This window comes from Cycloclasticus pugetii PS-1 (genome assembly GCF_000384415.1).
GTDB classification, from domain to species: Bacteria; Pseudomonadota; Gammaproteobacteria; order Methylococcales; family Cycloclasticaceae; genus Cycloclasticus; species Cycloclasticus pugetii.
Genome location: NZ_ARVU01000001.1, coordinates 1,853,884 through 1,876,378 on the forward strand (window position 1 = coordinate 1,853,884; position 22,495 = coordinate 1,876,378).

The following is a 22,495-nucleotide window of genomic DNA, read 5'->3' on the forward strand; positions in this document are numbered from 1 at the left end:
TTATACCTCCTGCTCGTATCCAGCCGGCACCGCAAGATGCCAGTCAGTCAGTTGTTGATATTGGTGCGCTACATTTAACAAGCGAGACTCTTCAAAATAATTTCCTATCAACTGCATACCTACCGGCTTGTTCTCCACAAAACCACACGGCACTGACATTCCAGGCAAGCCTGCTAAATTAACACCAATGGTAAAAATATCTGAAAGATACATTGAAACAGGGTCTCCCTTCTTCTCATCTGATTTAAAGGCAACAGAAGGTGCTGTTGCACTAGCGATCACATCTACTTCTTTAAACGCTTCTACGAAATCTTGTTGAATCAAACGACGAACTTGTTGAGCTTTTTTATAATACGCATCGTAATACCCCGCAGACAAAACATAAGCGCCAATCATAACTCTTCGTTTTACCTCGTCACCAAACCCCTCTCCACGCGAACGCTTATAAAGATCCTCTAAGTCTTTTGGCGATTCGCAGCGATACCCAAATCGAACACCATCAAAACGAGACAAATTAGCAGAACATTCAGCGGGGGCAACCACATAATAAGCAGGCACTGATAGGTTAATATTCGGTAGGCTAATTTCTTTCACATGTGCCCCTGCAGACCGAATGGTATCAACCGCTTCTTCTACTTTTTCTCGAATATCACTATCAAGATCATCGGTAAAAAACTCTTTGGGCAAGCCAACGGTCAAGCCTTTGATCGAGTCACCCAAGCCGCTTAACAAATCATCAACGGGTCTATCAACACTGGTTGAATCCCTCTCATCAAAACCAGACATCGCTTGTAGCATGATCGCTGCATCTTCAGCACTTTTCGCCATCGCACCACCTTGGTCCAAACTAGAGGCGAACGCAATCATGCCGTAACGTGACACACGGCCATAGGTTGGTTTAATACCCGTCACCCCACAAAAAGCTGCTGGCTGACGGATCGATCCACCTGTATCTGTACCACTAGCCAACGGCGCCAAACGTGCCGCTACCGCCGCTGCTGATCCACCCGATGAGCCACCTGGGACCGTTTCCAAATCCCAAGGGTTTTTTACTCCACTATAAAAACTGGTCTCATTTGACGAGCCCATCGCAAACTCATCCATATTGGTTTTACCCAACATCACCGCACCAGCTTGTTCTAATTTACTAACCGCTGTTGCCGAATAAGGGGCAATAAAATTATCCAGCATCTTTGAGCCACAGCTTGTTCGTAAGCCTTGTGTACAAAAGATATCTTTATGTAACAAAGGAATCCCCGTTAACAAGCCGGCATCCCCTGATGCAATTAGTTGATCCGCCTGTTGAGCTGCAAGTAATGCGCCGTCTTCATTTAATGTAATGACGCTATTTAACGCCCCATCGTATCGATTGATACGCTCCAAAAAGTATTGACTAAGCTCAACACTGGATATTTGTTTGTTGTGGAGGTCGCTGGACAGTTCTTTTAATGATTTGTTATACATTGATTACCAATACTGTTTAAAAGGTATATATGCTTATCGCTATAAGCCTTTGTTTAAATAAAAATGACACCGCCTCGTTAAAGGGCGACTAATCGATCACTCGCGGCACTAAAAACAAACCGTCTTCAATAGATGGCGCATTGTCCTGCAAAATATCACGTTGATTGCTTTCTGATACCACATCCGCCCGTAAACGTTGAAACTGATCAAGTGGGTGGGCCATAGGTTCAATATCAGTTGTATCAACTTGATTCATTTGCTCAACTAACAGCATTATATTCGACAAGTCTGACGCATATGACTCAAGCTGCTCGTGCTGAATACCGAGCCTCGCCAAGTGTGCGATTTTCAGTACATCTTCTGACTGAATTGGCATAAAATAACCCCCTTGTTTTATTCATACTTTAAAACAGTGCAAATTAACACAATTCGCGCCTTGCCCAAAGAGGTAAAGGGTTGTTAAAGTACAAAATTCTCACCACCTACATTTATAAAATTCATGTTTAAAAAAATACGCGGCATGTTTTCCAACGATTTATCCATCGATTTGGGCACAGCGAACACACTAATCTATGCACTTGGCAAAGGCATTGTGCTAGATGAACCCTCTGTTGTTGCCATTCGAGAAGATAAAGTGCGTGGCGAAAAAAGCTTTGCCGCTGTCGGCAGCGAAGCAAAAGCAATGCTGGGTAGAACACCTGGTAATATCACCGCGATTCGCCCAATGAAGGACGGTGTTATTGCTGACTTTACTATCACTGAAAAAATGCTTCAGTACTTTATCCATAAAGTACATGAAGGTAAATTTCTACGTCCTAGTCCTCGTGTGCTTATTTGCGTACCGTGTGGCTCTACTCAAGTTGAACGAAGAGCCATTCGAGAATCGGCATCAGGTGCTGGTGCACGTGAAGTATATTTAATTGAGGAGCCAATGTCAGCGGCAGTTGGTGCAGGCTTACCGATAGATGAGGCGCGCGGCTCCATGGTATTAGATATTGGTGGCGGCACATCAGAAATCGCCGTTTTATCACTCAATGGTATCGTCTACTCGGAGTCAATTCGCGTTGGTGGTGACCGTTTTGACGAAGCGATTATCAATTACGTTCGACGTAATTACGGCACTATCGTCGGTGAATCGACCGCCGAAAGAATTAAACACACGATTGGCTCAGCTTACCCAGCGAATGAAGTTAAGGAAATGACCGTTACGGGTCGAAACCTAGCAGAGGGCATTCCCCGAAGCTTTACGCTTAACAGTAATGAAATTTTAGAGTCATTACAAGAACCTGTTACCGCCATTGTTAGTGCTGTGAAACAAGCTCTCGAGCAAACTCCCCCAGAGCTAAGCGCTGACGTTGCTGAAAATGGCATTGTGCTAACCGGTGGCGGTGCATTACTGTATGGTTTAGATGAGCTTATCCATGAAGAAACAGGCGTACCTGTTCGCACAGCTGACGACCCTCTAACTTGCGTTGCGCGAGGTGGGGGCAAAGTACTAGAGTTGATCAATGAAAAAGGGCCTAATACGTTTGCATTAGAGTAAGAATAAGAGGTTATTCGCCATAAAACCAATTTTCTCAAAAGGTCCTGCTACCAGCACACGCTATATTGCCGCCGCCGTTATTTCTATTTTGCTTTTGCTACTTGCACAGCAAACGAACCAACTTACGCGCCTTAAAGACAGCCTTTCTTTTATCGTTCACCCTGTTCTCATCGTTGTGGACCTGCCTAGCCAGCTCTATGCCTGGCTGACTGAAAGCACAACAGAGTTATCTGAATTAGCTGACGAAAATCAACGCCTAAAAGATGAGTTATTATTTCTTAAAGTCAAACTGCAAAAATTTGAGGCGCTTGAAACAGAAAATACCCGGTTGCATAGCTTATTGGAGTCTTCATTCAAAATTGGAGAACAATTTATTTCAGCGTCTCTTATTAAAGTAAACCAACACCCAAACACAACCAATATTGTGATTGATAAAGGCAGTCGTTTCGACCTTTATAAAGGACAAGCCGCCCTCAACGAAGACGGTGTACTCGGTCAGATTACCAACGTTCACCCGCTCACTTCGTCTATCATCCTGATTACTGACCCCAATCATGCTATACCTGTTGAAATAAACCGAACAGGCTTAAGAACCATTGCCTCTGGTAGCGGACTAAAAAATACATTAACGCTACCATACCTACCCCATAATGCTGACATCAAGATAGGCGATTTATTAACGACATCTGGACTGGGCGGTGTTTTCCCATCTGGTTACCCTGTTGCCACCGTCACCAAACTGGCCCCGCTGCCAGGAGAAGCTTTCATGCATGCCGAGGCTAAAACTGTCGCCAAAATAGACAGCACTCGTGACATTTTATTGGTATGGAGCCAACAACAGCCCATTCCTATTTTATCAGGCGCCCCTGAAGAACCAGAAGTACCCACAGACAATGCACGCTAAATCCTCTGGCGGTACCATCATTGGCTTAACTTTATTTTTTTCCATGGCCCTTAGCATTGCACCTTGGCCTGACCATTTGGCTATATTAATGCCCAGCTGGACGTTGCTAACATTAATCTACTGGAGCATCGCTTTACCGCATAAAGTTAGTATCTTGACTGGTTTTTCAACCGGCCTACTGTTCGATGTTTTAACAGGCAGTTTGCTCGGACAAAATGCGCTAATATTCAGTACCGCTTCTTTTTTTAGCCACTCTCTTTATTCACGCCTAAGAAATTATCCTGTGTGGCAACAATCTACGCTTATTTTAATGTTCTTAGGGTGCATAAAACTACTCTCTTTATGGCTTAACCACTTTATTGTTCACATTGAGTATACTTACCAACATGGGCTTCAAGTTCTTTTTAGCGCGCTGGTATGGCCTGCTATATTTGCTGTCTTACGCCTCATCAGAAGACACTTTAAAGTACAGTAACCTCACATGAACACTCGCTTCGACCTCAAGAGCTCACTCCAGGAAAATCGCCTTTTCCTATTGCGAGCCACCACATTGATCGTTTTTGTTCTTATTTTATTTTTTGCGCTGATTGCCCGTCTTACCTATTTACAAATTGCAACACATGAGAAGTATGTAGACCTCGCTCAAAATAACCGCGTAAAACTATCAGTTATTAGTCCTGTTCGTGGTTTAATTTTCGATACAAAAGGTCGCGTTCTTGCTGAAAACAACCCTACTTATAGTCTTGAATTAGTACCGGAACAAACGCCAGACCTTGCGAACACCCTCGAACGCTTGAGCGCCTTATTACCCATTTCTAAAGATGAACTGGCGTTATTTGAAAAACGTAGAAAACAGCAAAAACGCTTCGCTAGCGTCTCCATTAGAAATCGATTAAACGATCAGGAAGTGGCTATTTTTTCTGCCAACCGTCACTTATTTCCCGGTGTTGACATACAGGCACGTCCATTAAGACACTACCCTTTCCCTGAGCTAACCGCACATGTAGTGGGTTATGTCGGCGCCATTAATGAACAAGAGCTGAAAACTATTGAGCCAGCCAACTACCGAGGGACTCGATTTATTGGAAAAACCGGCATTGAAAGAACTTACGAAACTGAATTACATGGTTATGTTGGATACCAGCAAACCGAAAACACAGCACAAGGCAGATCATTAAAAGTCCTCAGCTACACACCACCATTATCAGGTAGCGATCTAACTTTGAATCTAGATATTGAGCTACAAAAAATCGCTCACGACGCACTCGGTGATTACACCGGAAGTGTTGCCGCAATAGATACTCGTACTGGCGCAGTTCGCGCCTTGGTGAGCAAACCAGGCTTCAATGCTAACTTGTTTGCTAAAGGTATCGATCAAGCCTCATACAGCCAATTACAAAACTCTTCAAAACGCCCTTTATTTAACCGCTTTCTTCGAGGGCAATATCCCCCAGGGTCTACCTTAAAGCCATTTTTAGCGCTCGCCGGCCTCGATTACAAAACCGTTCACCCACATCAAAGAATCTTCTGCCCAGGCTTCTATCAACTACCCAAACAAACACATAAATACCGTGATTGGAAAAAAACTGGGCATGGTATGACCACGCTTCATGACTCAATCGTTCAGTCGTGCGATGTTTATTACTATATATTGGCCCATGAGTTAAAAATTGATCGGATGCATGACTTTCTGCAAAAATTTGGTTTTGGGCAAAAAACAGGCATTGACATTCTGGGCGAAAGATCGGGCTTATTGCCCTCAAGAGAGTGGAAGAAACGCACACGAAATCAGGTCTGGTATCCTGGCGAGACATTGATTGCTGGCATAGGGCAAGGTTTCAATTTAACCACACCCCTTCAGTTAGCCCATGCAACGGCTCTTATTGCTAACAAAGGCTCCACACATATTCCATCACTCGTTGCTAAAATTAATGATAAGCCTCAGCAAACATCAACCACCCTGCCAATTACATTAAATAACCCTCAGCATTGGAATACCATTATTGATGCCATGTATGATGTCGTTAACGGTGCGCGTGGCACTGCTCGAAAAATTAGGGAAGGTGCGCCCTACAAAATAGCTGGCAAAACGGGAACTGCTCAAGTGTTTACCATCAAACAAGATGAAAAATATGATGAGGAAAATGTGCAAGAACACCTCAAAGACCATGCCCTTTTTATCGCTTTTGCACCCGCACGTGAGCCTCAATTAGCCGTTGCTATCGTGGTAGAGAACGGTGGTCATGGTGGCTCGGTTGCTGCGCCTATTGCCCGTTCTATTTTCGATCAATATATACAAGTTACCCCATGAATTGGTCTTTCCAAAAAGCCTCACAAATGAGCCTCTATCATCATCGCAAAGAGAGCCTCTTTCAGCGATTGCATATTGACCTCACCTTGCTCATTCTACTGGCCCTCTTATCGTCTATTGGCATTCTTATTTTGATGAGCGCCGAACACCAAAATATTGGATTATTAAACAGGCAAGCCACTCGATTAGCTGTTGCCTTTTTTGCCATGTTTATCATTGCTCAAGTGCCACCTCATGCGTTAAAAATGTTTGCTCCTTGGTTATTTTTTCTCGGCACGCTCTTATTACTGGGCGTGTTATTTGTTGGTGATATGGGGAAAGGCGCTCAACGTTGGCTAGACCTAGGCTTCTTTCGCTTTCAACCCTCTGAATTACTGAAACTGGCAACCCCCATGATGGTGGCTTGGTACCTAGCAGAACGGCGACTACCTCCCAGTCACAAACATGTCGGTCTCGCCACTGTTTTTATAGCTATCCCTACCGTCTTAATTGCCAAACAACCTGACCTCGGTACCGCTATCTTAATAGCCAGCTCGGGATTAACCGTGCTGTTTCTTGCCGGCATTTCATGGAAGATCATCATCGGCGTCATAGCAACTGGCGCAGGACTCGCCCCTGTTCTATGGAGTTTTATGAAAGACTATCAAAAACAACGGGTTCTTACCTTTTTGAGCCCAGAAGAAGACCCATTAGGGGCTGGTTACCACATTATTCAATCAAAAATCGCCATTGGCTCAGGTGGTATCAATGGCAAAGGCTGGATGCATGGCTCGCAAGCACGCCTAGAGTTTTTACCCGAAAGTTCTACCGATTTTATTTTTGCCGTCTTCTCTGAAGAATTTGGCTTGATGGGTTGTGTCGGCTTATTAACCATTTATTTGATTATTTTCATCCGCTCCATTTACATTGCAATTCAGGCACAAGACACCTTTTCACGACTGCTTGCAGGTAGCTTATCGCTAACATTTTTTATCTATTTATTTGTAAACGTCGGGATGGTCACGGGTATTTTGCCAGTCGTTGGTGTACCCTTACCTCTAGTGAGTTATGGCGGTACATCAATGGTGACATTATTACTTGGATTTGGCATATTAATGTCGATACATACTCATCGAAAATTACTTTCTTCTTAAGGACAAACGATGCGCAACATAAAACTTTTTTCTTTTCGATTAGCATTAACCCTTCTATTAACGCTAGTCTCTATTAGTGCTTGCGCCTCAACATCGTCGTCGCCTAGCAACCCTAGCCTTTATCACGACTTTATTGAAAAAATGGTCGAAGAGCACCAATTTAATCGTGACGAATTAACAACCTTATTAAATAAATCGGTTGTTAAAGAAAGCATCTTAAAAGCCATGTCATCACCGGCGGAGAAACGCCTAGAGTGGCACAGTTACCGTAATATTTTTCTTAAACCTAATCGCATTAATGGCGGTATAAAATTCTGGAAAGAAAACAAAGACCTATTGGATGCCGCCACCGAAAAATATGGCGTACCAGCAGAAATCATTGTCGCCATTATTGGTGTTGAAACACGTTATGGTGGCAACACAGGGTCTTATAAAGTCCTCGATGCCCTAACAACCCTTGGTTTTCATTTTCCAAAACGCGCTAAGTTCTTTCAACGTGAGTTAGAGCATTTCTTATTACTGTGTCGTGAAGAAGGCTTTGACCCTTATGAACCCAAAGGGTCTTATGCTGGAGCCATGGGGAAGTCTCAATTTATTTCAAGCAGCTACCGTGCTTACGCTGTTGATGGTGATGGCGATAACAAGCGGGACTTGTGGAATAGCCAGGCTGATATCATTAACAGCGTGGCCAATTACTTTTCAAGACATGGTTGGAAAAACACAGACCTAGTCACACAACAAACTAACGTTACAGGTGATGCTTATAAAACCTTACTCAATCGTTCACTCAAACCAAAGAACACCTTAAAACAACTGGCTAAACATCAGGTGCAAACACCACCTAATCTTGCAGATGACACTATCGTCAGATTATTGGAACTTAAACAAAAAGACCAATCGGAATTTTGGCTAACATTTCATAATTTTTATGTCATCACCCGCTACAACCATAGTCACTTATACGCAATGGCCGTTTATCAACTTGGTCAAGAAATTAAAAAGGGCTTTATAAATAACGCATGATCCGCCTCCACTTTTTTTTATTATGCTGCTTGTCTGCTTACTTTTTAATAGGCTGCACAAGCCAACAACCTTTCGTTACCGATAGCGCCCCATCCGTTCACCCTGCCGGTATTGAACTAACCCCAGATGCGATCCCTAAAATAGAAGCTAAGAGCCGTGGAGGCAACCCCAGCTCCTATGAAGTTTTTGGCAAAAAGTATTTCGTACAAGCGTCCAGTAAAAACTTTGTTCAACGCGGCCTCGCCTCTTGGTACGGCACTAAATTTCATGGCAATAAAACTTCGAACGGTGAAACCTACGATATGTATGCAATGACTGCCGCGCATAAAACCCTGCCTCTCCCAACCTATGTCGAAGTCACTAATCTTTCTAATGGCAAAAAAATCATTGTTCGCGTTAATGACCGTGGCCCTTTTCATGATGAACGAATTATAGATTTATCGTATGCCGCTGCCGCTAAACTCGGCACCCTTAAAAACGGCACATCAATGGTAGAAATCAAAGCCCTCGACCCTCACACCTATCTTTCAACCTCTTTAGATGAGCCACCTGCCGCACCAAAAAGCGACCTCACCTTAAGGTATACTGTTCAGCCACCCCAACCCTCTACTGAACAAAAGGGTTTGTTATTTATTCAAGCGGGGGCCTTTAGCTCTGAAGAAAATGCCAATAAACTCAAGTATGAATTGACCAATTTACTAAAAACCCCAGTCACCATAGAGTCTGGTGGTAGCACGTCAAAACCCTTGTATTTTGTGCGTGTCGGCCCTTATATACGAATGAAAAGTGCTGACTCAACAAGATCAAAACTTTACGAGTTAGGCTATAAGAGCACTTTTTATACCTCTAAATAAGCCAGCTAAAACAGCCTTCCTCCTAGCCCTTAATGATACGTTTTGCATGATATAATCCGAGCTTATCGTTACCCTAATACCTAACATTGCATTAATATGAAAAGAATTATCCTGCTGCTGAGCTTTTTTCTCTCTTCTCAAGCCATCGCGTTACCTATTCCTTCCGCCCCAAATTTAAAAGCGAGAAGCTACCACCTGACCGACTTTCACAGTGGAACAGTTTTAGCCTCTAAAGACCCTGATTTAAAACTAGCCCCCGCCAGCATGACAAAAATCATGACTGCGTTAATTGTCTTTCGTGAACTAAACCATGGAAATTTGAATTTAGACGATCAAGTTCGTATTAGTGAAAAAGCATGGCGAACTCCTGGTTCTAGAATGTTTGTGGAAGTTAATAAATTCGTTACGGTCGATGATTTAATTCACGGAATGCTTGTGCAATCAGGTAACGATGCCACTGTTGCATTAGCCGAACATATCGCAGGGGATGAATCAACTTTTGCACAATTAATGAACCAAGTTGCTAAAGACCTTGGCATGAAAAATAGCCACTTTACTAATAGTTCTGGTCTGCCCGACGAACAGCATTACACTACCGCTAGAGACCTCTCAGTTCTAACTCGCGCCTTAATCATTGAGTCTCCCGAGTTATATAAAATAAATGCGATCAAATCATTTTCTTTTAACGGTATTACTCAACAAAATAGAAACAAGCTGTTATGGCGTGATAGCACAGTAGACGGCGTTAAAACAGGGCATACAGAGGACGCTGGTTATTGTTTAGTTTCATCTGCTGTTCGCGACAATATGCGTTTAATTTCTGTCGTTATGGGCACAGACAGCGTAGCTGCACGAAATGATATCAATCAGGCCTTGCTGAATTATGGTTACCGTTTTTATAAAACTCACTTGCTGTATAAAGCACAACAATCACTAACCACCACCCGCGTCTGGAAAGGCGCGATTAAATCTTTACCAGTAGGCTTGGCGAAAGACCTTTACCTGACTATTCCTCGCAATGAATATAAATCATTAGATGCGAGCCTAGAGTTAAACCCCCAGCTGATTGCACCCATAAAAAAAGGCCAACTTGTTGGCAACGCGGTTATTCAACTTAAAGGTGACATTATTGCCAAACGCCCACTCATTGCTTTACAAGATATTCCGGAAGGGTCATTTATGGACATCCTAAAAGATGAAGCATTGTTATTGCTTGAGTAGGAGAATTGATGGTGTCGCACAAAACTGATGTTTTCCTTAATGGCCAATTTCTGCCACTAGCTGAGGCTAACGTTTCTGTATTAGACCGTGGTTTTTTATTTGCCGATGGTGTGTATGAAGTTATTCCTGCATACGGCGGCAAGCTTTTTCGCCTTCAACAGCACTTAGACCGCCTCAATAGTAGCTTAGCCGCTATTCGCATGAAACCGGTCATGAGTGATCAACAATGGACAAAAACACTCTCCCAACTGGTTTCACCGCATACGCAATCTGACCAATCGGTCTATGTTCAAGTAACACGTGGTGCTGGCACAAACCGTGATCACCAATTGCCAACTGAGTACTCCGCAACAACTTTTGCAATGTGCCAAACAATAGACCCCAAGAGTCTCGATTCTATTGCTAACGGCATTAACGCTATCACTTTAGATGATATTCGCTGGGATTGGTGCCATATAAAATCCGTCGCCTTACTTGGCAATATATTATTGAAGCAACAAGCCAGTGATCAAGGTTGTACTGAGGCTATTTTATTACGTGATGGTTTTGCAACCGAAGGGTCTGCTAGTAACTTGTTTATCGTTAAAGACCAGCAACTTATTACGCCACCCAAAAGCCATCATTTATTGCCCGGCATTACACGTGATCTTGTTTTAGAGCTTGCTATCAAAGAAGGCATTTCATGCATTGAGCAAGAAATATCAGAACAACAACTGTTTGATGCTGATGAAATTTGGTTAACCAGCTCTACCAAAGAAATTATGCCTGTAGTTAAATTAAACCGCCAAGCGGTCGGCAACGGACAACCGGGGAATTTATGGCAACAAGTCTCAACCAGCTATAGTCAATTTAAGAACCAATTGAGAAACCAGTAAAATGACTGATAACCCAGACGATCAACATAATGCATTAATGGACTACCCTTGTGAGTTCACCATCAAAACAATGGGGCTATCAAACATTGAGTTTGACGTAATCGTTGTCGAGATTGTGCGTCGCCACGCGCCTGATCTGAGTGAAAATGCGGTATCGTCGAAATTCAGTAAATCTAAAAAATACGTGTCTGTTAGCATCACCCTTACTGCTCAAAATAAACAGCAAATGGATGCCATTTATCAGGACTTAACGGACTGCGAACACGTTTTAATGTCTCTGTGAGCATTGACACAACACCCCCAGATTTACCATTAGTTATTCGTCAGCTTAACCAGCAGGACTACCTAGCAACCTGGGAAGCGATGAAAGCCTTTTGCATTGATCGTACCGGCGAAACACATGATGAAATTTGGTTTGTTGAACACCCCTCTGTTTTCACCCAAGGGGTGAGCGGTAAACCCGAACACGTCTTGAGTGCCAGTGATATTCCTATTATTCAAACAGACCGTGGCGGTCAAGTCACCTATCACGGACCTGGGCAATTGGTCATGTACGTTTTATTGGATTTACGCCGCCTAGGAATAGGTGTTCGTGCACTGGTTGATGTGCTCGAAAATATTACTATCTCAGGGTTAAAGAAATACGGATTAAAGGCTGCTGCACAAATAGATGCGCCGGGCGTCTATCTTAATGATAAAAAAATTGCTTCCTTAGGTTTACGGGTAAAAAAAGGCTGTAGTTATCATGGACTCAGCATAAATGTTGATATGGACCTAACACCCTTTAGCTTTATTAACCCCTGTGGTTATAAAGGTCTCGAAGTTACCCAATTATCCAAACATGGCGTAAAATGCACTACTGCAGACTTTTCAGCCGTTTTATTGCATGAATTAAAAGAACAACTCAATTATTCCCAATTAATACTCGGCCCCAATACACTACACGTTTAACACTATGTCACACGATACTGATACTTTAAAAGCACCCTCTCGCGCTACACCCGAAACACATCAACGCAGTGAAGCAAAGTTGGCTCGCATTCCGATTAAAGTTGAGAAAAAAGCTGACATTTTACGCAAACCCAAATGGATACGTGCAAAAGTACCCAGCGGGAACCGCGTTAACGCCATAAAAAAGGCTCTTCGTGAACACGGTTTATATTCCGTTTGTGAAGAAGCGGCTTGCCCAAACCTTGGCGAATGTTTTAATAATGGCACCGCCACCTTTATGATTATGGGTGATATCTGTACACGGCGCTGCCCATTTTGTGACGTTGCTCATGGTCGGCCAAACCCGCTAGATAAAGATGAACCACAAAAACTCGCCGACACCATTAAAGATATGAAGCTCCGTTATGTGGTCATTACATCGGTAGACCGTGATGATTTACGTGATGGTGGCGCTGACCATTTTGCCCAATGTATTAGTGCCGTGCGTGAAAAAAACCCTACTATACAAGTTGAAGTGCTAGTCCCTGACTTTAGGGGCCGTATGGATATCGCGGTCAACATATTAGCGCAAACACCACCAGATGTTTTTAATCATAACCTAGAGACCGTTCCACGTTTATATAAAAAAGCGCGCCCCGGCTCAGACTATCAGTGGTCGCTTGATTTATTAAAGCGTTACAAAGACGCCCACCCTGATATTCCAACTAAATCGGGACTTATGCTTGGTTTAGGGGAATCCAACGAAGAAACCTTAGCGGTAATGCGAGATTTACGCGCGCATGGATGTAACATGCTGACCTTAGGCCAATACTTACAACCTAGCCAAGGGCATTTAGCTGTGGAACGATATGTCACCCCAGAAGAGTTTGATGAATTAGCCAAACTGGGCAAAGAGATGGGCTTTTCACACGTCGCCAGTGGACCGATGGTTCGCTCTTCTTACCATGCCGATCAACAAGCCTCCGGGGTCATCGACTAGCCTAACGTTTGAGTGGCGTTAACGCTGTTTAAGCTTTAACGCCAACTCAGCAAGCCTTTCCGGTGTTCCTACATCAACCCACTCCCCCCGATGAAGCTCGCTGCTCACTCGCCCTTGTGCTATAAACTGACGAATAATCGGTGCTAAAGGAAAAACACACTCTGTTTGCTGTTCAAAAACAGCGCGGCTAAACACGCCGATTCCACTGTAGGTATAACGTTGACTGTCTTGATTTTTTTTCTCGCCATCCAGCAAGCAAAAATCACCGTGTTGATTATGATCAGGGTTATTAACAAGCACCAGATGAATATCTTTCACTGTCTTTTTTCTTAAACGCTGGAATGGAAAATCAGTCCATACATCCGCATTGACCAATAAAAACGGTTCATCACCTAATAAAGGCAAGGCCCTAAAAACCCCACCGCCTGTTTCTAAGGCGTTATCGCCTTCATCTGAATATTCAATGTGAACGCCCCACTGCTCCCCTTTTCCTAAGGCCGTTTTTATTTGATCGCCCAAATAGGCCACATTAATAACAAAGTCATTAAAACCTTGCGATTTTAACGCCAATAGGTGATGCACAATTAACGGCTGACCCGAAATTTCAAGCAGCGGTTTCGGGCAATTGTCGGTTAAGCGGCCCATTCTCTCGCCTCGACCTGCCGCTAAAATCATGACCTTCATGCTTCTTCACGCTCTTGTTGAAGCGTTGTAAATCTCTTCATTAATTGGTACTTATTAATCAAATCTGCTAATGGTTTTAATGTTTCATAACGTGAACACACACGGGTTATATACGCCAGTGTGCGCGGTATATCCTTTAAGTAGCCTTTTTTACCATCCCTTAATAGCAAACGAGAAAAGATACCTACTGCTTTCATATGTCGTTGAACACCCATCCAATCAAACCATTGGTAAAAACGAAGCGAGTCAAAATCATCGCTACAACCACGTTGCTTACGTTGTTGTAGAAACGCATCCAGCCAAGCATAAATTTTTTCATCTGGCCAATTTATATAACAATCCCTGTATAAAGAGACTAAGTCGTAGCTTATTGGCCCGACAACAGCATCTTGAAAATCAATCACCCCTGGGTTGTTCTTCTCTGTCACCATCAAGTTTCTTGAATGGTAATCTCTGTGTACAAAAACCTGTGGCTGCTCGAGAGCAGAGCCTGTTAAGGCGTTTTTAACAGTCACTAGTGTTTTCTTATCTTCAGATGATAACTCTACACTTAATAGCTGACTGATAAACCACTCATCAAACAAGCCCATTTCTTTGTGAAGCAACTGAGAGTCATAATGCGGAATTGACAGTTCTTTCAGCGCTATAGCATGCATCTTATGTAGAACAGTCGCAGCATCTTGGTAGAGCCCATTAACAGACATTTCGTTCAATTTATCCAAATAGCTGTCTGTTCCTAAATCACTGAGCACGAGAAACCCTTCTTCAAGCGATTTGTAAAAAATTTCCGGTGCATAAATGCCGTTTTCGCGTAATACCTCAGCTATCATGATAAAAGAGGTACAGTCTTCTTGAGCAGGGGGCGCATCCATCACAACAAAAGATTGTGCCTGACATTTAACCCGAAAATAACGTCGAAAACTTGCATCACTTGAAGCAGGCTCACAACTAAAATCATCGGTTAAGAGAACCCCCGACAACCATTTAATTAAACGCTGCTTACGCTCATCTCTTACCATAAAAAATACTCTATCAGACCTAATTAACGCAGACCGAAAGTTGCGTGTTAATATATCGAAAAAATTACATGCTATCGTTGAAGATAAGCACCATTCTATGCGATTTTATACAACTTACGTTAGACTCAAGCAAAAAGGTTCAGCCATTATCTGCTCATACAAACACTTTCTTTTAGCCCTAGTGCTTTTATTGATGGCAAGCCAGGCATTTGGTTTCAGTAACTCTCAGTGGGATTGTAAATTAGCGAATGATGGTCAAACCTGGGATTGTTCCGCGTCTACCAAACCGATTGAAAAAAATGCCAAAGTAGATAGTCCGCAACAACCCTCTAAGGATCAAACAACCGTTGCAGACAACACGACTGATAAACCAGCGCCCCCCCCTGTTCCAAGGGTTCGAGTTGCTGGCCAACCAAAAGTCATACAAACAAACAAAAAAGCACCGACTCAGACTCAAGTCACAACATTAAAAAACACTGGCTCATGGGATTGCAAAACTGGTGAGAATGGAACTTGGGACTGCTCACAAACCAGCGCGCCTTCTACAATGGTAGCCACCCTAGATAATAGACAGAGCATTGCCTTGTATGATGATAATGCAGGCCGGGTTAGAAATAATGCGCTGTTTCATCAAATGGTTAGGCAACTTAAAGTTGACCCTTGGGACACTTGTGAAGTCACTACCGACTCACTTCGCGAAAGCAGAAACAGCATTCAGCAAAATCGTTTAAATTCTGAGGTAAACATACAATCAGACTACGCCGAAGTCCTTGATAAAAGTAATGCCAAATTTAGCGGCGATGTCTTGGTTAATCGTGCTGATCAATCTATTACCGCCGACCAACTGACATATAATAATCAACAAGAAAGCGCCTCTGCTTCAGGTGATGTTTTCTACCAAGAAAATGGTTTCGCCTTGCACAGTGACCAAGCTGAACTACAGCTTGCTAAGGATACCGGGCAATTTAAAAACAACCAATTTATTCTTGAAACCACACACGCTCGCGGCAGCACCCAAACAACAACACTGGTTAACCGTAATATCACCCAGTCAACAAACGTTACTTACACCACCTGCGCACCGAGTGTTAGTGACTGGGAGTTACAGGCAAGAACACTTGAGTTGAACAAGGAAACTGGTCGCGGAACTGGACGTGACGTATGGGTTGAAGTATTTGATATTCCATTGCTTTATACGCCTTACATTAGCTTCCCTATTGATGACCGACGTCAATCTGGGGTCTTGACACCGACCTTTGGAAGTTCTGACACAACAGGCGTTGATTTCTCTCTCCCTTACTATTGGAATATTGCGCCAAACTATGATGCAACTATTACTCCTCGCATCATGAGCAACCGAGGGTTTATGCTCGGAGGCGAATTTCGCTACCTAACAGGTAGCAGTGAAGGACAGGTATCTGCTGAAATTCTAAGCGATACAGAGACGAGCGACTTACGAGGTCAATTTTCATTACAAAACCAATCAACCATTACATCTCGTTTGAGCTCAGATATAGACTTAAACTACATCTCCGATGATGATTATTTTGAAGATTTTGGTAATAGCCTCATCAGCTCTAGTAACCGTTACCTAAAAAGCCAAGCCAGTTTAAATTACCGTGCCGATCACTGGAGCCTACTAACTAAAATAGATAACTATGACTCTATTGATGAATCCCTCTCTAGCACCGCACGTCCTCATCGCCGTTTACCTCAGGTGCTGTTTAATTTACGTGAAACAGACGTATTTGGTATCGCTAAAGTCGATATGCGCAATGAGTTTGTTTACTTCGACCATAGTTCAGATGTTGATGCCAAACGTGTAGACCTTCACCCAGGCATTAGCGTTCCTTTAAGAAACGCCAGTGGCTTTTTAACCCCTAGACTAAGCCTAAGACATACCGAATATCGGCTGAGCGATCAAGCCAGCACCATTAACAGCGGTCAAAGTAGAACGCTTCCAATACTCTCTGTAGACTCTGGATTGTTTTTTGAAAGAAACCTTAATTTTGCCAGTGGCATGATACAAACACTGGAACCACGCGTATATTATTTATACGTTCCCCATGAAGACCAAGATGATATTCCATTGTTTGATACCTCTGAATATGACTTTAGCTTTAATCAATTATTTAGAGAAAACCGTTTCTCCGGCGCTGACAGAGTAGCCGACGCTAACCAGCTTACCTTAGCAGTCACTTCACGTTTTATTGAGTCTAATACGGGTAATGAACGCCTAAGAGCCAGTATTGGTTCCATTGTTTACTTTGACGACCTAGATGTACAACTTAAACCAACCAACAAGCCTATTACCGACGATACTTCAGACTTAGTAACAGAAGTTTCCGCAAAAATCACAGATACATGGTCCGCTCGTTCAGCCTTGCAATACGACCCACATGCTGGCAAAACAGAAAAAGCAACTCTGGGTCTTCACTACCAAGATGGGGCAAATCGTTTATTTAACGCAACCTACCGTTCACGCTATGAAGGCACTACTGACTTCAGAGGAAACTCTAATGATATTGAACAAACCGACTTATCATTCAAATGGCCAATTAGCAAAGAATGGAGTACGGTTGGCCGCTGGAATTACTCACAAGAGCATAACCTAGCACTTGATACCTTCTTAGGGTTAGAGAAAGACACCTGTTGTTGGCGCTTAAGAGTCATCGCTAGGCGCTACGTTAACGACGCAATAGACGAAGAAGCTAAAGAAGGCATTTTCTTTCAATTTGAACTAAAAGGCCTTACCAGCTTTGGTGAAAAACTAGACTCTTTCCTTGAAGAAGGCATATTAGGCTACCAAATACCCGAGCAATAACGTTCAGAAAAATCACTCTCAACAGTAAATAGAAGGTTACATAATAGCAATCCAAATGTTATTTTAACCTTCTATTTAAGCCCCTTTTAACTTGTGAATCTTTCCATCATGAATAATCTTAATCGCGCTCTCTTTATTAATGCAATCGTGCTATGTAGCTTCCTTTCGCCTGCTGTCTTCGCACAAGAGTCTATGAACCGCATTGTCGCCATTGTTGATAAAGGCGTTATTTTAAAAAGCCAATTAGACGAGCAAGTTAAACAAACCTACCAACGCCTACCCGCTGAACAACGTGCCTCAATATCAAGAGACGATATTGAAAAACGCGTATTAGACCGTATGGTACAAACCGAACTACAACTACAAATTGCTAGACGAAGTGCAATGAAAATCTCTGACGCGGAAATCGAAGACTCCATGCAACGTATCGCAGCCGCCAATAAACTTTCAACAGAAGAATTTTTAGACGTTCTACAAAAAGATGGCGTTACGCTGAAGTCTTTTAAGAACTCAATTAGAGATCAGATGTTAGTCAGACGTGTACAAGCAAGTTATGTACATCATGAAGTTAAAGTTTCAGACCAAGAAGTCGCCAGTTTTCTAAACTACCTAGAACAAAGCGAAGGAGACCAGTCTACAGAGTATCATTTAGGACATATCCTCATTGCTACGCCTGAAAACGCATCACCACAACAAATAACAACCGCTCGTAACAAGGCAGAAAAAATTATTACTAGCCTTAAACAAGGAAAGAAATTCTCTACGCTGTCCATTGCAAATTCAGACGCCAGCAATGCATTGGATGGTGGTGACCTTGGGTGGATGAAATTAGCGCAAATGCCGTCATTATTAACGCCCTTCGTTGAGAAAATGCAAGTCAATGAGTTTTCAGACCCTATTGAAAGCCCTAGTGGGTTCCATATTATTAAACTGTTTGGGACACGTGGCCAACAAAAGGTAATGATTACTAAAACACATGTTCGTCATATTCTTATTAAAATTAATGCATTGATTACCGATCAAATTGCGCAGGACCGATTGCTTAATCTTAAACAGCGTATTGAAAACGGCGAAGACTTTGCTGCATTAGCAAGAACAAACTCCGAAGATAGAGGGTCAGCCATTAATGGCGGCGACTTAAATTGGGTGCAACCCGGTGCTCTGGTGCCTGCTTTTGAAGCCGCCATGAACACACTCGAGATCAATGAAATTAGCCAACCTGTACAAACCCAATTCGGCTGGCACTTAATTCAAGTGTTAGGTCGCGAGGAACAAGATAACACCCAACTGATGCGCGAAGCTCAAGCACGCTCTCAACTTCAAAAACGTAAAGCAGATGCTGCGATTGAGTCGTGGTTAACTAAGTTAAGGGATGATGCTTACATTGAATATCGCTTGGATAACTAATTATCTTTTTTATCCAGTGATCATGTAATCATGCCATTACCTCGAATTGTTATTACACCTGGCGAACCTGCCGGTATTGGGCCTGATATTTGTCTGCAAATCTGCCAGAAACCATGGCCCTGCGAGCTTATTTTTGTCGCTGACCCTAACCTGTTAGCCCGTAGAGCTACTGAACTAAACCTTTCCATCGACATTCAACAAGCAGACCTAAGGCAAGCCTCTAGCGCCCATAAACCCGGCACTATGAACGTGTTTCCAATTAAACTCGCTAAGCAAGAAATTAGTGGGCTCTTGGATGTCAGCAATGCCGCGTATATCGTTGAAACGCTCAAAGCCGCCGCTCAACTTTGTCTCGACAATCAATGCCAAGCACTCGTTACTGGGCCTGTCCAAAAGAGTGTTATTAATGATGCTCATATACCCTTTTCTGGCCACACTGAGTTTTTAGCTGATTATTGCGGCAGCTACCCAGTAATGATGCTAGCAACCAAAACCTTACGAGTTGCTCTTGCAACAACGCACCTTCCACTAAGCAATGTTAGCGCAGCCATTACCCCTACTTTACTGGAAAAAACGATTACAATTTTAAACCATGATCTTCAACGGCAATTTGCCATCGCCAACCCGCGAATCGCCGTCTGTGGGCTCAACCCCCATGCAGGTGAAAATGGTCACTTGGGCAATGAAGAAATTGACACCATTATTCCTTCACTTGAAAAATTACGCCTAAATAATATCTGCCTGACTGGCCCCCTGCCGGCTGACACCGCGTTTACACGACCCGTGCTTGAAAAACATGATGTGGTGTTAGCAATGTACCATGACCAAGGCTTACCAACCCTTAAGTTCTCTGGCTTTGGCGACGCTGTTAATATCACCTTAGGTCTACCAATTATTCGCACATCTGTTGATCACGGCACAGCTCTTGATTTAGCCGCTACAGGAAAGGCCAGCGCAAGCAGTTTAGCATCTGCTTTAGACACTGCCATACAACTCGCACAAAGGTCAACCCTTGAACAAACAACATAAAGCTCGTAAACGCTTCGGCCAGAATTTTCTACAAGATAGCCAAATTATTCACCAGATAATCATGGCCATAGACCCTATCGCCACTGAACACCTTGTTGAAATTGGGCCAGGGCAAGGCGCTATTACAGAACCACTCCTTGATGCTCAATGTGAGCTTGATGTTGTAGAGTTGGATAGAGATTTAGTAGAGCAACTAACTAGCCGCTTTTCTCATATCGACCGCTTTACCCTTCACAGTGCAGATGCCTTAACCTTTGATTTTTCTGCTTTAGACCATGGCCAGCCATTGAGAGTTATTGGTAATTTACCTTACAATATTTCAACGCCCTTATTGTTCCATCTATTAACCCAAGCCTCGCATATCAAAGATATGCATTTTATGTTGCAAAAGGAAATTGTTAATCGGCTTCAAGCACAGCCTGGCAGCAAGCAATTTGGTCGCCTAAGTATCATGGTACAACTTCATTGTCAGGTTGAAGCACTATTTGATGTCGAACCAGAATGTTTTCACCCACAACCTAAAGTCATGTCGAGTATCGTCCGTATTACTCCTTACCGCCAACAAAAATACCTGATTGATGATATGCAGCTATTTGAAACCATAGTAAAGGCCGCCTTTTCTCAGCGTCGTAAAACCATTAAGAACACATTAAAAAATATTTGTGATGACAACGCACTTGACGCCGCTAACATCGCCCCTAGTCTTCGTGCAGAAGCCCTGACAATTGATGACTTCGTTAACCTTAGCAATCAACTCAGTCGTGCTTAAGTTAAATTACTGAGCAACCAACGCTGCTTCAACAGGATATATCAGCTGTATTACGTGGTAGGACAAGTACAAGTAACAAAACGTTAATAATAAACTCACACCCAAACTCTTTTGTATTGTTTGTCGAATAATATTTGCCAGCACAGCAAAGCTCCAACAAACAATTAGAAAGACGACCAAACCCAGCACGCCGGTTGAGCCTTCACTGCCAGTCATACCACCCATCAAAAAAACAAATGGAGCACTGATTACGGTAATTAAAGCACCGCTTCCGTAAATCGCTGTTACTGATTGATTAAAACGATTCTTGAGTGCAAAGAAACTCAATAATATATAGACGAATAAGCCCAACAATATGGTCTCAATGAAGGATTGAACAACTGCCTCACCGAATGCCATAGAACTTGAAAGCAGTAAACTACCTGATAGAAAATAAATAAAAAATACGGCTTTCAATAATATTGTAGAGTCCGGCACATCTTGCGGCCCTTTCTTGATGAGACAAAGATCAACAAATAGCCGTAACACTGTTTTAAAATCATTATTCATGCCGCAAGTATGCTGTACCATAGGCGTTTATTCAATGCGCTTTGTGTAAATCGAAATGATATTAAGTGAAAATGATCAAATAGAGCTCAGGATTATTGAACTCAACCAAGAACATCAAGATTTACACTATATCATCGACCATTTAAGTGAAGAAATTCAGCCTGATCAACTGAGAATTCGTCGATTAAAAAAAAGGCGACTATTTATAAAAGATCAAATCGTACACTTGAAAAGCACCTTAATCCCCGACATTGATGCCTAATGGAAAAAATTAGTTACGAACAATACCTACAACTGATTGACGGTGCGCAGGTAATAGAAAAAGATGGCGCCGGTATAAAAGTACTGGATACTCAGCAAGGTGAAATCATTAAATTATTTCGCCGAAAACGATTCTTTTCGACTGCTCTTTTAAAACCTTACGCAGTTCGCTTTGTAGACAACGCACAACAGCTTGACACCCTTGGTATTCCAACGGTTAAAATTAATCGACTACTTTGGTGTCACAGCATTAAGCGTCATCTCGTTGTTTACCAACGCTTAGACGGCTTATTACTGCGCGATGTCTTAAGCGATAGCACACTCAATAGCGATGCCCTCTTTCGACAATTTGGAAGCTTTATTGCCAAGCTACACAATAAAGGAGTTTATTTCCGCTCTGCCCATTTAAAAAACATTCTTGTTTGTCCTCATGGGGACTTTGCACTGATTGATATTTCAGATATGCAAATCAAGAAAAAAGCCCTCAAGTTAGCGTTACGCATACGGAATTTTCAACACATACTTCGTTATCAGGCAGATAAAGACTTACTCAAAAAACACACTGAAGCCTTTCTTTCAGCTTACCTTGAGGCCAGCCCGTTAAACAAAACCGATGCAGCAGCTCTAAACCGTGGCTTACAGTCTAATTTGAGTAATACATCAGCGACGTAAACAAAGTACTGCAAGAACACATC

The 22,495-nt window shown here is 42.8% G+C and carries 23 protein-coding genes; 18 read left to right on the top strand and 5 right to left on the bottom strand.

Features of this window, described 5'->3' with window-relative positions:
* Entirely contained in the window at positions 1 to 1,464 is a 1,464-nt protein-coding gene (gene gatA, locus CYCPU_RS0109045) for an Asp-tRNA(Asn)/Glu-tRNA(Gln) amidotransferase subunit GatA (protein WP_020162528.1), read from the bottom strand.
* Positions 1,465 to 1,552: 88 nt separating this feature from the next.
* A complete protein-coding gene (gatC, locus tag CYCPU_RS0109050; RefSeq protein WP_015006546.1) occupies positions 1,553 to 1,840 on the bottom strand; it encodes an Asp-tRNA(Asn)/Glu-tRNA(Gln) amidotransferase subunit GatC in 288 nt (95 codons plus the stop codon).
* A gap of 123 nt (positions 1,841 to 1,963) precedes the next feature.
* On the opposite strand from gatC, the gene CYCPU_RS0109055 reads away from it, so the two are divergent.
* From CYCPU_RS0109055 to lipA, 12 genes are all read left to right on the top strand, one after another.
* Positions 1,964 to 3,007: a rod shape-determining protein gene (locus CYCPU_RS0109055; protein WP_015006547.1), complete on the top strand. Its 1,044-nt coding sequence runs from the start codon at positions 1,964 to 1,966 to the stop codon at positions 3,005 to 3,007.
* A gap of 28 nt (positions 3,008 to 3,035) precedes the next feature.
* Complete coding sequence (gene mreC, locus CYCPU_RS0109060; RefSeq protein ID WP_081651236.1) at positions 3,036 to 3,911, top strand: rod shape-determining protein MreC; 876 nt, start codon at positions 3,036 to 3,038, stop codon at positions 3,909 to 3,911.
* Positions 3,901 to 4,386 (top strand): rod shape-determining protein MreD, encoded by a 486-nt coding sequence (gene mreD / locus CYCPU_RS0109065; protein WP_015006549.1) that lies wholly within the window; start codon positions 3,901 to 3,903, stop codon positions 4,384 to 4,386. The genes mreC and mreD overlap by 11 nt, the downstream gene beginning before the upstream one ends.
* Positions 4,387 to 4,392: 6 nt before the next feature.
* Entirely contained in the window at positions 4,393 to 6,222 is a 1,830-nt protein-coding gene (gene mrdA, locus CYCPU_RS0109070; RefSeq protein WP_026362649.1) for a penicillin-binding protein 2, read from the top strand.
* Entirely contained in the window at positions 6,219 to 7,355 is a 1,137-nt protein-coding gene (rodA, locus tag CYCPU_RS0109075; protein WP_020162530.1) for a rod shape-determining protein RodA, read from the top strand. Before mrdA ends, rodA begins: the two co-directional genes overlap by 4 nt.
* Before the next feature lie 9 nt (positions 7,356 to 7,364).
* Positions 7,365 to 8,378 (top strand): lytic murein transglycosylase B, encoded by a 1,014-nt coding sequence (mltB, locus tag CYCPU_RS0109080; protein ID WP_020162531.1) that lies wholly within the window; start codon positions 7,365 to 7,367, stop codon positions 8,376 to 8,378.
* Between the two features lie 29 nt (positions 8,379 to 8,407).
* The gene (locus CYCPU_RS0109085; RefSeq protein WP_269493084.1) at positions 8,408 to 9,232 is read left to right on the top strand and encodes a septal ring lytic transglycosylase RlpA family protein; all 825 of its coding nucleotides are present in this window, start codon (positions 8,408 to 8,410) and stop codon (positions 9,230 to 9,232) included.
* Between the two features lie 96 nt (positions 9,233 to 9,328).
* On the top strand, positions 9,329 to 10,453 hold the full coding sequence (locus CYCPU_RS0109090) for a D-alanyl-D-alanine carboxypeptidase family protein (RefSeq protein ID WP_020162533.1): 1,125 nt from the start codon (positions 9,329 to 9,331) through the stop codon (positions 10,451 to 10,453).
* An 8-nt stretch (positions 10,454 to 10,461) separates the two neighbouring features.
* Positions 10,462 to 11,328, top strand: coding sequence for a D-amino acid aminotransferase (locus CYCPU_RS0109095; protein WP_015006555.1), 867 nt, complete (start codon positions 10,462 to 10,464; stop codon positions 11,326 to 11,328).
* A gap of 1 nt (position 11,329) precedes the next feature.
* On the top strand, positions 11,330 to 11,611 hold the full coding sequence (locus CYCPU_RS0109100; protein WP_015006556.1) for a YbeD family protein: 282 nt from the start codon (positions 11,330 to 11,332) through the stop codon (positions 11,609 to 11,611).
* Positions 11,608 to 12,279 carry a lipoyl(octanoyl) transferase LipB gene (lipB, locus tag CYCPU_RS0109105; RefSeq protein WP_016390614.1) on the top strand — a complete coding sequence of 224 codons (672 nt, stop codon included), beginning with the start codon at positions 11,608 to 11,610 and terminating at the stop codon, positions 12,277 to 12,279. Before CYCPU_RS0109100 ends, lipB begins: the two co-directional genes overlap by 4 nt.
* Before the next feature lie 4 nt (positions 12,280 to 12,283).
* The gene (lipA, locus tag CYCPU_RS0109110) at positions 12,284 to 13,258 is read left to right on the top strand and encodes a lipoyl synthase (protein WP_015006558.1); all 975 of its coding nucleotides are present in this window, start codon (positions 12,284 to 12,286) and stop codon (positions 13,256 to 13,258) included.
* 18 nt (positions 13,259 to 13,276) lie between these two features.
* Here the strand turns inward: lipA and murU are convergent, their stop codons facing one another.
* A complete protein-coding gene (gene murU / locus CYCPU_RS0109115; RefSeq protein WP_020162534.1) occupies positions 13,277 to 13,942 on the bottom strand; it encodes an N-acetylmuramate alpha-1-phosphate uridylyltransferase MurU in 666 nt (221 codons plus the stop codon).
* Positions 13,939 to 14,961: an aminoglycoside phosphotransferase family protein gene (locus CYCPU_RS0109120; RefSeq protein ID WP_020162535.1), complete on the bottom strand. Its 1,023-nt coding sequence runs from the start codon at positions 14,959 to 14,961 to the stop codon at positions 13,939 to 13,941. The genes murU and CYCPU_RS0109120 overlap by 4 nt, the downstream gene beginning before the upstream one ends.
* A 97-nt stretch (positions 14,962 to 15,058) precedes the next feature.
* Between CYCPU_RS0109120 and CYCPU_RS0109125 the strand changes: the two genes are divergently transcribed.
* From CYCPU_RS0109125 to rsmA, 4 genes are all read left to right on the top strand, one after another.
* Positions 15,059 to 17,785, top strand: coding sequence for an LPS-assembly protein LptD (locus CYCPU_RS0109125; protein WP_051088449.1), 2,727 nt, complete (start codon positions 15,059 to 15,061; stop codon positions 17,783 to 17,785).
* A 108-nt stretch (positions 17,786 to 17,893) separates the two neighbouring features.
* Positions 17,894 to 19,192: a peptidylprolyl isomerase gene (locus CYCPU_RS0109130; RefSeq protein WP_020932163.1), complete on the top strand. Its 1,299-nt coding sequence runs from the start codon at positions 17,894 to 17,896 to the stop codon at positions 19,190 to 19,192.
* A gap of 30 nt (positions 19,193 to 19,222) precedes the next feature.
* Positions 19,223 to 20,221 (top strand): 4-hydroxythreonine-4-phosphate dehydrogenase PdxA, encoded by a 999-nt coding sequence (pdxA, locus tag CYCPU_RS0109135; RefSeq protein ID WP_020162537.1) that lies wholly within the window; start codon positions 19,223 to 19,225, stop codon positions 20,219 to 20,221.
* Entirely contained in the window at positions 20,205 to 20,990 is a 786-nt protein-coding gene (rsmA, locus tag CYCPU_RS0109140) for a 16S rRNA (adenine(1518)-N(6)/adenine(1519)-N(6))-dimethyltransferase RsmA (RefSeq protein ID WP_020162538.1), read from the top strand. The genes pdxA and rsmA overlap by 17 nt, the downstream gene beginning before the upstream one ends.
* A 6-nt stretch (positions 20,991 to 20,996) precedes the next feature.
* On the opposite strand, the gene CYCPU_RS0109145 is transcribed toward rsmA, so the two are convergent.
* A complete protein-coding gene (locus tag CYCPU_RS0109145) occupies positions 20,997 to 21,539 on the bottom strand; it encodes a hypothetical protein (RefSeq protein ID WP_015006565.1) in 543 nt (180 codons plus the stop codon).
* A gap of 55 nt (positions 21,540 to 21,594) precedes the next feature.
* On the opposite strand from CYCPU_RS0109145, the gene CYCPU_RS0109150 reads away from it, so the two are divergent.
* Positions 21,595 to 21,801, top strand: coding sequence for a DUF465 domain-containing protein (locus CYCPU_RS0109150; RefSeq protein ID WP_020162539.1), 207 nt, complete (start codon positions 21,595 to 21,597; stop codon positions 21,799 to 21,801).
* Entirely contained in the window at positions 21,801 to 22,472 is a 672-nt protein-coding gene (locus CYCPU_RS0109155; protein WP_020162540.1) for a lipopolysaccharide kinase InaA family protein, read from the top strand. Before CYCPU_RS0109150 ends, CYCPU_RS0109155 begins: the two co-directional genes overlap by 1 nt.
* Positions 22,473 to 22,495 lie beyond the last annotated feature (23 nt).